15 protein-coding genes and 1 other annotated feature are annotated in these 12,584 nt (G+C 37.9%); all 15 genes read right to left on the bottom strand.

Features of this window, described 5'->3' with window-relative positions; translation table 11 throughout:
• Position 1: 1 nt before the first annotated feature.
• The 15 genes from MHH71_RS21360 to mreB all read right to left on the bottom strand — a co-directional run bounded on the left by MHH71_RS21360 (position 2) and on the right by mreB (position 12,562).
• Positions 2–1,084 (bottom strand): HAMP domain-containing histidine kinase, encoded by a 1,083-nt coding sequence (locus MHH71_RS21360; protein WP_033799121.1) that lies wholly within the window; start codon positions 1,082–1,084, stop codon positions 2–4.
• The gene (locus MHH71_RS21355; protein ID WP_003200854.1) at positions 1,074–1,781 is read right to left on the bottom strand and encodes a response regulator transcription factor; all 708 of its coding nucleotides are present in this window, start codon (positions 1,779–1,781) and stop codon (positions 1,074–1,076) included. Before MHH71_RS21355 ends, MHH71_RS21360 begins: the two co-directional genes overlap by 11 nt.
• A 497-nt stretch (positions 1,782–2,278) precedes the next feature.
• Entirely contained in the window at positions 2,279–3,565 is a 1,287-nt protein-coding gene (gene obgE / locus MHH71_RS21350; RefSeq protein ID WP_003200852.1) for a GTPase ObgE, read from the bottom strand.
• Positions 3,565–4,113, bottom strand: coding sequence for a sporulation initiation phosphotransferase B (locus MHH71_RS21345; RefSeq protein WP_003208615.1), 549 nt, complete (start codon positions 4,111–4,113; stop codon positions 3,565–3,567). The genes obgE and MHH71_RS21345 overlap by 1 nt, the downstream gene beginning before the upstream one ends.
• 64 nt (positions 4,114–4,177) lie before the next feature.
• Complete coding sequence (gene rpmA / locus MHH71_RS21340; RefSeq protein WP_000944957.1) at positions 4,178–4,468, bottom strand: 50S ribosomal protein L27; 291 nt, start codon at positions 4,466–4,468, stop codon at positions 4,178–4,180.
• Between the two features lie 3 nt (positions 4,469–4,471).
• Entirely contained in the window at positions 4,472–4,816 is a 345-nt protein-coding gene (locus tag MHH71_RS21335; RefSeq protein ID WP_006096063.1) for a ribosomal-processing cysteine protease Prp, read from the bottom strand.
• A gap of 11 nt (positions 4,817–4,827) precedes the next feature.
• Complete coding sequence (rplU, locus tag MHH71_RS21330; protein ID WP_003200848.1) at positions 4,828–5,136, bottom strand: 50S ribosomal protein L21; 309 nt, start codon at positions 5,134–5,136, stop codon at positions 4,828–4,830.
• Between the two features lie 14 nt (positions 5,137–5,150).
• Positions 5,151–5,228 (bottom strand) — a sequence feature (ribosomal protein L21 leader region).
• Positions 5,229–5,301: 73 nt separating this feature from the next.
• Entirely contained in the window at positions 5,302–6,693 is a 1,392-nt protein-coding gene (locus MHH71_RS21325; protein ID WP_003208621.1) for an Rne/Rng family ribonuclease, read from the bottom strand.
• A 67-nt stretch (positions 6,694–6,760) separates the two neighbouring features.
• Positions 6,761–7,621, bottom strand: a complete 861-nt coding sequence (locus tag MHH71_RS21320) for a M50 family metallopeptidase (protein WP_018781684.1) — start codon at positions 7,619–7,621, stop codon at positions 6,761–6,763.
• Positions 7,614–8,357, bottom strand: a complete 744-nt coding sequence (locus MHH71_RS21315; RefSeq protein ID WP_006096065.1) for a M23 family metallopeptidase — start codon at positions 8,355–8,357, stop codon at positions 7,614–7,616. Before MHH71_RS21315 ends, MHH71_RS21320 begins: the two co-directional genes overlap by 8 nt.
• A 209-nt stretch (positions 8,358–8,566) precedes the next feature.
• Positions 8,567–9,370: a septum site-determining protein MinD gene (gene minD, locus MHH71_RS21310; RefSeq protein WP_003200838.1), complete on the bottom strand. Its 804-nt coding sequence runs from the start codon at positions 9,368–9,370 to the stop codon at positions 8,567–8,569.
• Between the two features lie 2 nt (positions 9,371–9,372).
• Positions 9,373–10,059, bottom strand: a complete 687-nt coding sequence (minC, locus tag MHH71_RS21305) for a septum site-determining protein MinC (protein WP_003200837.1) — start codon at positions 10,057–10,059, stop codon at positions 9,373–9,375.
• A 35-nt stretch (positions 10,060–10,094) separates the two neighbouring features.
• Positions 10,095–10,637, bottom strand: coding sequence for a rod shape-determining protein MreD (gene mreD / locus MHH71_RS21300; RefSeq protein ID WP_003200835.1), 543 nt, complete (start codon positions 10,635–10,637; stop codon positions 10,095–10,097).
• 12 nt (positions 10,638–10,649) lie between these two features.
• Positions 10,650–11,504: a rod shape-determining protein MreC gene (gene mreC / locus MHH71_RS21295; protein WP_018764385.1), complete on the bottom strand. Its 855-nt coding sequence runs from the start codon at positions 11,502–11,504 to the stop codon at positions 10,650–10,652.
• Positions 11,505–11,545: 41 nt separating this feature from the next.
• Positions 11,546–12,562: a cell shape-determining protein MreB gene (gene mreB, locus MHH71_RS21290; protein ID WP_003200832.1), complete on the bottom strand. Its 1,017-nt coding sequence runs from the start codon at positions 12,560–12,562 to the stop codon at positions 11,546–11,548.
• Between the last annotated feature and the right edge of the window lie 22 nt (positions 12,563–12,584).

The following is a 12,584-nucleotide window of genomic DNA, read 5'->3' as shown; positions in this document are numbered from 1 at the left end:
CTTACAATTTTGTCATTTTTCTCATCAATGCATGATATTCTTCATCTTTTGCAAATTGGAATGTAAATGTTGTACTTTCTCCTTCGGTTGATTGCACGTAAATTCCGTGATGAAGATTATCACAAATTTCCTTTGTAATATATAATCCCATTCCTGTTGCTTCTCTTGTTTTTCTTCCATTTGTTCCTGTAAAGAATGGTTCAAAAACTCGTTTGATGTCTTGCTTTGGAATACCAATTCCAGTATCACAAATATGTAATAAAACTGTCTGTTCCTTCTCCTCTATTTGAAACTGAATTTCTTTCTTATCCACTTGCGAGATTTTTGTGTATTTAATTGCATTCATAACAATTTGATTGATTGCAATACTAATCCATTTTCGATCGGAAGCGATCGTACACGTTTCTTCTTCAAACATTACTTTCGGATATACAGAAGATTGAATGAAAGATTTTCGATTTTGGTTAATAACCTCTCGAACAACCTCTAGTACATTTACTACCTCCACTTTGTAATCTTTTGCAAACTGTTCTAACCTTGCCATATGTAACGCTAAATCTAAACCATGTAAAATACGATTATTTTCTTCACGAATACTTTCAACCGTTTCTCTTGCTTCGCGATGCGCTTTACCAAATTTCTGCAACAGTAATTCAATCACTGAAACTGGTGTTTTCATTTGGTGAATCCATTGGTTCATAAAGATCATTTGCTGTTGATCTTTCGCATGCTTCTGGTGAACCTCATTCATATATTGCTGTCTAAGCAAAATGAATGCTTCTACAATCATTTCTTGTTCAGCCGTATAGGAAGCATCAATTAATAAAGAGTCATGTAACGTATGTCCTCCAGCAATGTATTGTTCGATTCTGTTTAAAAACACGCTGCGTTTTCGATAATCATAAATCAGGTATATAATAAATACGATAGTCGCTAGTAAAAGGCCATACAACCATGTACTCCACTGTATCGATCGTTTCTCTAAAAGTCCTTGTAGTTGTAATACAAGTCCAAATAAGCAAAGGCTCACAATATATGAAACAATTAAAGGAAAACGATCAATGAGGTAACCCTTAAGCTTCATGCCCATCTCCCCACTCTGTAAGAAGTGCGTAACCGTATCCCCGCTTTGTTACGATTGCATTTACAATCCCAAGCTCCTCTAGCTTCTTTCGGACACGCTTTACGTTCACTGTTAATGTATTATCATCAACGAATGCTAGTTCATCCCATAATGCCTCTAAGAGCTCCTCACGCGTTACATATTGATTTGCCTGCTTCATTAAACACTCTAATAAATAAAATTCATTTTTTGTGAGCTCTATTTGTTTCCCTTGCCACTCAACTGTATGTTGTGATGGAAATAGCAGCAATCCCCTCACACCAAAGCAATCGCTTTCTGCCGATGAAGCATACTCACCGTATCCACGACGCAAGGCGCTTTTTACTTTCGCCATAACAATATCTAAATGGAATGGCTTTGCAATATAATCGTCACCACCGTTTTCAATTGCCATGACCTGATCCATTTCTCCGGTTCGTGCAGAGACAAAAATGATTGGTGCATTAGATACAGTTCGAATTTGACGACACCAGTAAAAACCATCAAAGTACGGGAGATTAATATCGAGTAAAACTAAATGTGGATTCACTTTCACAAATTCATCTTTTATATGGCGTAAATCTGCCACTCGAAATGATTGATAGCCATACTTCTCTAAATGTTCTTCTAATATCCCAGCAATCTTTTCGTCATCTTCTACAATTAATATTTTATACATATACTCCCTCTCCCTTGTTTCTTACTACGGAGTGACTATTTCTTTCATTCTTCTGAATTTAAAAATGAATATCTATTTTGATTTTCCAACGTATAAGTCATGGCTATGAAAAACAAAAGATGACCTCTACTTGCTTTCTCCTTTTGTTTTAACTTGGCATGGGGCAGAAAAAGGATCTGACCGTTTCTACGCTCGACCAGATCCTCTCTCCCACCTAAAGATTAGGCTTTCTAACGGTTTTTCAATCTGTATTTCTATCGCTTTGACTTCTAACATACAAATTGCGGCCTTGAAAACAAGAGGAAATCCCCACTCTTTTTCTCCCTCTGTTCTCACATGGCATGGGGCTCAAAAAGGCACTGACCGCTTCTACGCTCGACCAGATCCTCTCTCCCACCTAAAAATTAAGCTTTCTATCGGTTTTCCAATCTGTATTTCTATCGCTTTATTTACACTCCTTTCTCGATTATAAAAAAGACTGCCGTATTTTGGCAGTCTTAATCGATAAATTCGAATTGATATTCAAGAATTTTTACAATGTCACCATCTTTTGCACCGCGTGCACGAAGAGCTTCATCAATACCCATTCCGCGCATTTGACGAGCGAAACGACGTACAGATTCATCACGTGAGAAGTCTGTCATCTTGAATGTTTTCTCAATATCATAACCAGAAATGACAAATGTACCGTCACTTTCGCGTGTAATTTCAAACTTAGATCCTTCAGATTCAAATTTGTACATTACACTTGCTTCAGATTCGTCTACAACATCATGTACTGGGAATTCTGGTGTTGTTTCCACTAAGTTTGCTACTTCAAATAATAGATCACGAACACCTTGTTTTGTTACGGCAGAGATTGGGAAGATTTGAACTTCGTCTCCTACTTTCTCTTTAAATGCTTGTAAGTTTTCCTCTGCATCTGGCATATCCATTTTGTTTGCAACAACAACTTGTGGACGCTCTGTTAAACGCAGATTGTACTCTTTTAATTCAGCATTGATTGTAACATAATCCTCATATGGATCACGGCCTTCTAAACCAGACATATCAATAACATGCACGATAACACGTGTACGTTCGATATGACGTAAGAATTGGTGTCCAAGTCCAACGCCCGCATGTGCTCCTTCGATTAATCCAGGAAGGTCAGCCATAACGAAGCTGCGGTTATCACCAGTTTCAACAACACCAAGGTTTGGAACAATTGTTGTAAAGTGATATTCTGCAATTTTCGGACGTGCTGATGATACAACGGATAATAATGTTGATTTACCTACGCTTGGGAATCCAACAAGTCCAACATCCGCTAATACTTTTAATTCTAAGATTACATCACGTTCTTGACCTGGTTCCCCGTTCTCAGCGATTTCTGGTGCTGGGTTCGTCGGTGTTGCAAAACGTGAGTTACCACGGCCACCACGACCACCTCTTGCAATAACAGCTGATTGCTCATGCGTTACTAAATCCGCAAGAATTTGACCAGTTTCCTCATCTTTTACAACTGTTCCTGGTGGAACCTTTACGATTAAATCGTCAGCTTTACGGCCATGTTGCCCTTTGCTCATCCCGTGTTGACCGCGATCAGCTTTGAAATGACGTTGGTAGCGGAAGTCCATTAATGTACGTAAGCCTTCGTCAACAACGAAAACAACATCTGCACCTTTACCGCCATCGCCACCTGCTGGGCCACCCTTTGGAACATACTTCTCACGACGATACGCAACCATTCCGTTTCCACCGTCGCCGCCTTTTACATATATCTTGACCTGATCTACAAACATTATTTCACCACACTTTTTTCGATTGGTTGTAATATAACCGAGATTTCATCATCTCGCACTGTATAAGAAATGAAATACGATTCATTGTTTTGGTTTGTAAGCCACGTTTGTAGTTCTTCTACATTCGTTAGCTTGCCACGAAAATCAAAAAAGAAACGAGCATTCTCCGCGTCACATTCAATTGTGATACAAACATAATTTTCAACATAAACGTCTAAACTATGCTGAAGCATTGAGAAAAATTCATTCGTCCACGTACACACTTCTTCATCGTAATGAGATAAGTTATGTAATTTCCCTAATACTTCGTACTCCAATAAGCACGGCTGCTGTTTCCAATTATATGTTAAAATCCATTCTGAAAATAAAGGCATCGATAGCCCCATCAGATTGGATTCTTGTCTCGCTTCTTGGACAAAACGATCGATGAGCCCATGAATCTCTTCCACTCTTCCAAGGGAGAGGTTTCCTTTAATCATCTGCATACGATTGAGCCAATCATGCCTAGAATGGCTCAACGCATCTATAATTGTCCATTTTTTATTCATCCAGATACCCCTTAATATAGAAAAACTCTAACCTGCACTCAGGTTAGAGTTTTCCGTGAGTTTCTTATGCTTCTTGAGCAACAGGATATACGCTCACTTGTTTGCGGTCACGGCCAAGACGCTCGAAGCGTACTACGCCGTCAACTTTCGCGTATAAAGTGTCATCGCCACCACGACCAACGTTAACACCTGGATAAATTTTTGTACCGCGTTGACGGTAAAGAATTGAACCACCTGAAACCGTTTGACCATCTGCGCGTTTAGCACCAAGACGTTTTGACTGAGAGTCACGACCGTTCTTTGTACTACCTACACCTTTCTTAGATGCGAAAAACTGAAGATCTAATCTTAACATACGTTACACCTCCTGCATTTTTTCTATTAAACGGATATACTTTCCGTAATCAAGTTCAATCGTCTTAAGCGAAACAACCAATCCTTCTAAAAGCGTTTGAGCTTTCTCTGCTGTATGAGCATCTAAATCATTAGGCAACTCATACGTTAAGAATCCACCATCACTTCCGAGCTCAATAGTTGCTTGCACATTACAAAGTACTTCCACTGCATTTATAGATCCAAACACGACCGCAGTTGTTCCAGCACAGACAAGGTCTTGTCCATGTGGTGCATAATCGGCATGCCCAGTCATTTTAAATGATTGGATACTTCCTAATTTCGTGCGACTTATCGTAATTTTAATCATCTTAACCAGAATTAAGCGTTGATTGCTTCAATCACTAGCTTAGTGTAAGGTTGACGATGACCTTGTTTCTTACGATTGTTCTTTTTCGCTTTGTATTTGAAAACGATGATTTTCTTAGCGCGACCTTGTTTTTCAACTTTCGCAGTAACTGTTGCACCTTCTACAACTGGGCTACCAACTTTCACGTTTTCGCCACCAACGAAAAGAACTTTGTCAAAAGTAACAGTTTCACCAGCTTCAGCATCTAATTTTTCAATGTAGATTTCTTGACCAGCTTCAACTTTAATTTGTTTTCCACCTGTTTCGATAATTGCGTACATACTTGCACCTCCTCATAATTACTAAGACTCGCCAAAACGAGGTAGACATAAAATGCCTTTTTGGAACCTGTCTTGTGCGGTTGTAGCATATAGCAGTTTAGGTGCTATAAACTATAACATAAAGATGTTATCACGAAACGTTGACTATTGTCAATAAATGTTCTGCTAACTATTTTTACGCAGCATCATTTCTTGCCTCGTTCCAAATCGAATAATTGCATATTTCTCAGCTTCTTCATCTGTGAAATAAACTTGGAACGGTATATTTTTTTGCAATTCTTTTTGTAAAAATATTTTTTGTACTTCTTTTGAAGCTGCAATTAATACCGCCTCGTCCTCCGAACTACTATATGTAACAAGTTCTCTTTCTAGCTCGTATGCAATTGATTCATGAGACATTACATATCCTGTCGCCTGGCACGCTGAGCAATCGTCTAATAATACATCACGGAGCGAGTGTTTTTTTCGCTTACGTGTCATTTCTAAAATACCGAGCTCTGTAAATCTAAGAACACGTGTATATGTACGATCCCTTTGTAATGAGGAAATGAGCCTCTCTCTTACTTTTTCTTTATTTTCTTCTTTTTTCATATTAATGAAGTCAATTAAAATCATACCACCAATATCACGCAGTCTTAATTGACGAGCAATTTCTTCCGCAGCTATTTCATTCGTCCGTAATACCGTATCTTGCAAGTTCTGCTTTCCAGTAAATTTACCGGTGTTCACATCAATTACCGTCATTGTCTCCATTTGCTCAATAATTAAATAAGAACCGTTTGATAACCACACTATTTTTTGCAGTGCTTTTTCAATCTCACGCTCCACACCATAGTGAATGAACATAGAAGTTGTTTCATTGTAAAACGAAACCTTTTCTTTTCCTACTTTATCTTGCAATTCCGGTACTATACTGCGTGTATCTACAATTACTTTTTCAATTGTTTCAATCGGATTTTCTTTAAATACACGATCTAAAAAGGTTGCTGGACGATGGAGTAATAACGGTGCCTTTCCATGCTCTTCTTTTCTTTTTAATTCTTTATACAGATCTTGAAAATGTTGCATTTCAATCTGCACTTCATCAATTGCACCTTTGTCACAAGCTGAACGGAAAATATAGCCTCCGGTTCCCTCTACTTGAATTTCAAGCAATTGTTGCCGTTTTTTATTATTTTTTATTTTCCGGGAAACAGCGCGCATTTCATCATAAGGCATATAAACGACATATTTCCCGGTAAATTCTACATTCGCTGTTAATTTTGGCCCTTTTGTATCAATCGCTTCTTTTACCACTTGCACGAGCAATGCTTGTCCTTCGTGCACTCGATATGATGATGGAACATCGTCATATGAAAGATAGGCATGTTTTTCTAAACCGATATTTACAAACGCTGCATTCATCCCAGCAATCGTTCGTACGACACGTCCCACATAAATATGCCCAACAATCTCTTGCTCTTGATTTCGTTGCCATAAAAGCTCAACAATCTTTTGTTTTTCTTCTACAGCAACCCGTTTTTCCGAACCAGTATAGTTGATGTATAACGTCTTCAAAATACTTTCCTCACTTTTTCATTTTCTTTTCCTCTTACAATATAAAAGGTTAGTGTCCTCGTCAACACTAACCGATTAACTCTTCCACAGATGAAGTAGTTCGTTTTTCGGTAAAATAAGCATAAAGCAATTCGTTTTCGTCTAATGTATAATGCTCTTTATATTTACCATGAACGATAATCGAGTGCTTATACCCTCTCCGAAACTTTGTGAAAATCGTGTATAATCGATCCTCAGTTCGCACTTCAATTGGAGCAATCTTTTCAATATCTCGCTTGTTTCCATAATAACGTTCTAGTAAAAAACGCATAAACGCATAGCGCCGTTGCTTCCATTCTTGATATAAAGAAATAGCTAAAAACAGAAGCAGCACCCACATCATAATACTATTACTATTCCAAAACAGTTGCCAACCTAATATTACACTAAAAAAAACACATGATATTTTCATCATTTTCTCATGCGCTTGTAAATAAGGAAATTGATGTGATAAAACATTAAACAATACTTTTCCACCATCTAGTGGCCAAATTGGTAGTAAATTAAACCCTAGAATCATTAAATTGTTCCATACAAAGAAATGATAAAGTTCCTCACTAAACCATCCTGCCCTAGCCAAAGCATAAGCTAGCCCAATCATCCATACATGTTGAATAGGTCCTGCTATTACAACGATTAATTCTTCCTTTAACGGCTTATTCCCATGTTCCTCAAGCTCTGCCACCCCGCCAAACGGCAAAAGTTGTATTTGCTTGATTCTCCATTTATAATGAGCAGCTGCGAAGGCGTGCCCAAGCTCATGAATCAAAACGATACAAAATAAAAGTAGTAATTCTTTAAAACGCGCCGTAAAAATCCCAATAGCTATAATTCCCCAAAACAGTGGATGCACTGTAATTTTTGACAATACTTCACTATATTTATTCAAATGAAATCACCTGAATCGGATCGATAAATTTTTCATTCTTTTTAATTGCAAAATAGAACTTGCCATTCTTGTTATCCGCATTGGTCCCAACTGTTCCAACCTTTTGTTTCTTTTCAACATAATCATATAATTTTACAGATGCCTCACCTAAATTTCCATACCATGATTCCGTACCATCTGCATGCTGGATCTCAACTATATTCCCAAACCCCTCTTTCTTACCAGCGAAAATAACAACCCCTTCATTTACCGATTCAACAGTTGTATTCGCGGCTGTTTGTACAAATACACCTTGGCCATCTTTTTGAAAACTTTGCATAACTTTCCCTGAAGCCGGAACTGCATAATCTTTTTGCTGTATGCCTTGTTTCTTTTCATTTGCAGGTAGAAAAGCGAGCGGTTTTCCAAATTGATTTTCGTACCACTTGGATACAGTAGCAAACTGAAATTCCTCTTGCATAACTTGTTTTACAACCGTTCTTGCTCCATCAAAAGAAGCTGGTGCATTTTTAAATAAAATGGCTACCGAGAGAACGAGAATCGCCGCTAATAAAAATTTAAATAAAAATACTTCCTTTCGAAAAAGAGGATGCACCTCTTTTTCACCTTCTTCAATGAACATCGTTTCTCCATCAAAGTTTCCTTCAGAAAAATACTGTTCTTCCTCGAGTCTCTCTTGTTCTTCTTTTCTCTTTGCAATCCGTTTTTTAATCTCTTCTACACGTCTATTCTTCATCCTGTCCCCTTCCTTTTGCCACCTCTTCTTGCAAGAGGCAAGTAAAGTGAAACTATCTTCCCTACTGATTATTTCCCCCGCAAATAGCAGGGAAAATAAAAGTTCTCTATTTTCCAAACTTTATACAGTTTGTACATATGTATGAACCCTAAGAGGAAGATATTCATGAGAATAAAAAAGAAAGCACCTCGCATACATGCGAAGTGCTTTTAACGAATTCCAAAGAAATTTTTCATCTTTGTAAAAACAGATACTTTTTCTTGCCCAAACGCTTGTAAAGGGACAGATTCACCTAGCAAACGTCTTGCAATATTCCGATAAGCTAATGATGCTTTTCCATTCGGCTGCAATGCTACAGGTTCACCTGTATTTGTAGCACGAATAACTTCATCATCATCCTCGACAACTCCGAGCAACTCAATCGAAAGTGTACGTACAATTTCATCTACATCTAGCATATCTTGCTCATGTAGCATATGGCTACGCACACGGTTAATAACAAGTTTTGGTGGTTCGATATCTTCTTTTTCTAAAAGCCCAATAATACGGTCTGCATCACGCATAGAAGATACTTCAGGCGTCGTTACAACAATCGCTTTGTCCGCACCTGCCACCGCGTTTTTGAATCCCTGCTCAATACCAGCAGGACAATCAATTAATATGTAATCATAATCATAATCTTGACGTAATAGTTGTATTAACTCATCCATTTGTTCAGGTGTTACCGCTGACTTATCGCTCGTTTGTGCTGCAGGTAATAAATAAAGTTCATCAAAGCGCTTATCTTTTATAAGAGCCTGAGGTAAACGACAACGACCTTCGACGACATCAACAAGATCAAATACAATACGATTTTCTAGCCCCATTACTACGTCTAAGTTTCTTAGACCAATATCCGTATCAATTAAACATACTTTTTTCCCGGATAATGCTAAGGCTGTACCAATGTTTGCAGACGTTGTAGTCTTTCCTACCCCGCCTTTTCCAGATGTAATTACTATTGCCTCTCCCACAGCTATACAATTCCCCTTTCTAACTTTGTTAAATTAGGTCTAAGATGAGTGAGAAGTTGCAGGCGATCGACAACAATGTGATTGTTCTCATCAATATACGCACATTCCGCCGCCTCTGCTCCGTCTTCTTTCTCTTCCGGAGCCCGCATTGTCACATCACTAATTCGAAGTTGCATTGGATTCATAACAGATGCTGCAATGACAGCATCTGTATCCCCATAATATCCAGCATGCGCAATTCCTCGTAATGATCCAACGACAAAAATATTTCCCCCAGCGATAACCGTTCCGCCTGGATTGACATCTCCAATTAACAATAGATTTCCTTTTACATGCAATACTTGACCTGAGCGAACAATTTTGGAAACAGGGACAATTTCTGTTTCTTCTTTCCACGCTATTGCTTCAGCTTTTGTTATGACATCACTCTCAATGGAATCCACAACAAGATTTTTTTTATTACGAATCAAAGTGCGAATTTCTTCTTGCTGTACATCTGTCAAATAGCGATTACCAACTTTAACATGTACTTCGATTAATGAACGTCCATCACCATCGTAATAGTGAGTGGAAAGCTTTTCGTCCAGTTCTTGCAGTAATTCAGAGAATGAACAGCAATCATCTAAATGTAATGTCAGTCCATCTTTTGTCCCTTTTATCGTTATATTTTGTTGCTTTTTTTCTTCCACTAAAGTTCACCCCAACGATTCAATTCGACATAAAATTAGAAAATCCTTTTTTCTTTTTCTTCCATCGCTTTTGAAAGACGCACAAGATATCGTCTCAGTGGGAAACAAACTAGTAATAAGAAAATTCCATTTAACAATAAAGTAGCAAGGAGACGATCTGAGAAAAAGATATGCGCCGGTACATGAATACGTCCTAGTAGCGTTAAAAATCCATATACATAATACTCTAATGCTGCAATTCCCGTTAATACGATAAAAGAAACAATAAATAAATTCAATTGCAATACTCTCATCGTACTATACACAAGATACGCCAAAATTGGATAAGCAAATATATATACACCAACAAGTTCTGTATATACAGTATCAAATAAAAAACCAAATAATAGCCCATAGTAAATACCTTGTAAAGGACTAAAATAAACGGTAATAAAACATAGCACAATCATAAAGAAATGCGGAGCTGCAATACTGTCTTTCCAAAACAATGCTGTTGGAACTACAGTAGAAAACATATTTTCGAATAAAAACACAAAAAGAAGCAGCAGAGGAAGAATTGCTCTTTTCAAAATAGCCATATCTTCTCCCCCTTACTGTTCTAACGCTGCTGAGGGCATAACTCTTTTTGTAACCATAATATGGTCTACATCATTTAAATCCGCAGCAGGTTTTACGTAAGCTGTTTGTGTTAATCCATATTCATCTGGTGCAACATCTACAATTTTCCCAATTACTAACCCTTTCGGGAAAATATCACTTAATCCTGATGTTACAACCGTTTGATCTTTTTCTACTTTTACATCAGATGGAATCTTTGTGAAAACAAGAGATTGTTTTTCCTTGTCGTATCCTTCAATCAATCCAAAAATACGCTCTTGCCCTTCTACTACAGCAGAAATACGATTTGTTCGATTCAGTGAACTCAATAATTCTACAGTTGATGTAAATTGAGACACACTTTTCACTCGTCCGACTAACCCTTTTGAAGTCATAACAGCCATATCCTTCTGGATTCCTTGCTGTGCACCTCTATCAATTCCGATTAAGTCATACCACTTGTCCGGATTGCGTGCAATCACTGTAGCTTGGATTGGCTTATAGTCACGAAGAGAATCTTTTTTATCAATCGTTTCACGAAGCTTCGCATTATCTTTTTCCAAATCTTTTACTTTCACGGATAATTCCGCATACTTATCTAATTTTTCTTTTAATGTTTTATTTTCTTCATACGTGCGCTTTACATCTTCTACGTTCTCAAAGAACCCGGCAACATAATTCGCTGGCTTTTGGAATACACGTTCTACAACACCGACAGTATCTTTTACAAACTGCTCTGGCCATGTTAGATTTTTCCGTTCTTTCAGTGAGATTCCAATCAATGCCACGAGAAGAATAATACTAACTAGCAAAACAATTAATCTTTTGTTTAAGAAAAACTGTGGCACGTTCACACCCTCTTAATTTCATTGATTTTTATTTTGGAATATTATCGAGCAGTTTTGAAAAGGTCGATATTATCTAAAGCTTTACCTGTTCCAATTGCTACACAGTCAAGTGGATTTTCTGCAACAAGAACTGGCATTTTCGTTTCTTCACTAATTACTTTGTCCAAGTTGCGAAGTAATGCACCGCCTCCTGTTAATACAATTCCACGGTCCATAATATCCGCTGCTAATTCAGGTGGCGTTTTTTCTAATGTGTTTTTCACTGATTCTACAATTGCATCTACTGTATCTTTTAACGCATCTGCAATCTCTTCTGGCTTGATTAATACTGTTTTTGGTAAACCACTTACTAAATCACGGCCACGAATTTCCATTGGCTCAATACCTTCTGGCTCGCCTGCAGAACCGATTTCTAATTTTAATGCTTCTGCTGTTCTTTCACCGATCATTAAGTTGTAGCTTTTCTTAATGTATTGAATGATTGAATCGTCCATATCATCACCAGCAACACGAACAGATTGACTTGTTACAATCCCGCCTAAAGAAATGATCGCAACTTCTGTTGTTCCGCCGCCAATATCAACAACCATACTACCAGTTGGTTCCCAAACAGGTAAGTTTGCACCGATTGCTGCTGCAAACGGTTCTTCAATTGGATATGCATCACGCGCACCTGCTTGACGAGTTGCATCGATTACTGCACGTCTTTCTACAGCAGTAATACCAGATGGCACACATACCATTACATATGGCTTACGAGAGAAAAATCCATTTGATTTTTGCGCTTGTTGAATATAGTATTTCATCATTGTCGCTGTTGTTTCATAATCAGCGATTACACCATCTTTCATAGGGCGAAGAGCCACTACGTTTCCTGGTGTACGACCAATCATTTGTTTTGCATCGCTACCAACTGCAACGATTTGTTTCGAATCAGTTTGCAATGCTACAACTGAAGGTTCACGTAAAACTACACCTTTTCCTTTCACGTATACAAGCGTGTTTGCTGTTCCTAAATCAATTCCAAGATCACGAGTAAAACCACCAAATCCAAACATATCATCTATCTTCCTTTCTCAT

Origin of the sequence: Bacillus sp. FSL H8-0534, assembly GCF_038005885.1 — a bacterium.
Taxonomy (GTDB): Bacteria; Bacillota; Bacilli; order Bacillales; family Bacillaceae_G; genus Bacillus_A; species Bacillus_A pseudomycoides.
This window is presented reverse-complemented; position numbering and strand designations above follow the sequence as displayed.

Bases quoted from the DNA above. Each gene is read 5' to 3' on its own strand.
- MHH71_RS21335 (WP_006096063.1), bottom strand. From the start codon at position 4,816: ATGATTAAAATTACGATAAGTCGCACGAAATTAGGAAGTATCCAATCA.
- mreB (WP_003200832.1), bottom strand. From the start codon at position 12,562: ATGTTTGGATTTGGTGGTTTTACTCGTGATCTTGGAATTGATTTAGGA.
- obgE (WP_003200852.1), bottom strand. From the start codon at position 3,565: ATGTTTGTAGATCAGGTCAAGATATATGTAAAAGGCGGCGACGGTGGA.
- MHH71_RS21345 (WP_003208615.1), bottom strand. From the start codon at position 4,113: ATGAATAAAAAATGGACAATTATAGATGCGTTGAGCCATTCTAGGCAT.
- rpmA (WP_000944957.1), bottom strand. From the start codon at position 4,468: ATGTTAAGATTAGATCTTCAGTTTTTCGCATCTAAGAAAGGTGTAGGT.
- mreD (WP_003200835.1), bottom strand. From the start codon at position 10,637: ATGGCTATTTTGAAAAGAGCAATTCTTCCTCTGCTGCTTCTTTTTGTG.
- MHH71_RS21360 (WP_033799121.1), bottom strand. From the start codon at position 1,084: ATGAAGCTTAAGGGTTACCTCATTGATCGTTTTCCTTTAATTGTTTCA.
- MHH71_RS21355 (WP_003200854.1), bottom strand. From the start codon at position 1,781: ATGTATAAAATATTAATTGTAGAAGATGACGAAAAGATTGCTGGGATA.
- rplU (WP_003200848.1), bottom strand. From the start codon at position 5,136: ATGTACGCAATTATCGAAACAGGTGGAAAACAAATTAAAGTTGAAGCT.
- MHH71_RS21315 (WP_006096065.1), bottom strand. From the start codon at position 8,357: ATGAAGAATAGACGTGTAGAAGAGATTAAAAAACGGATTGCAAAGAGA.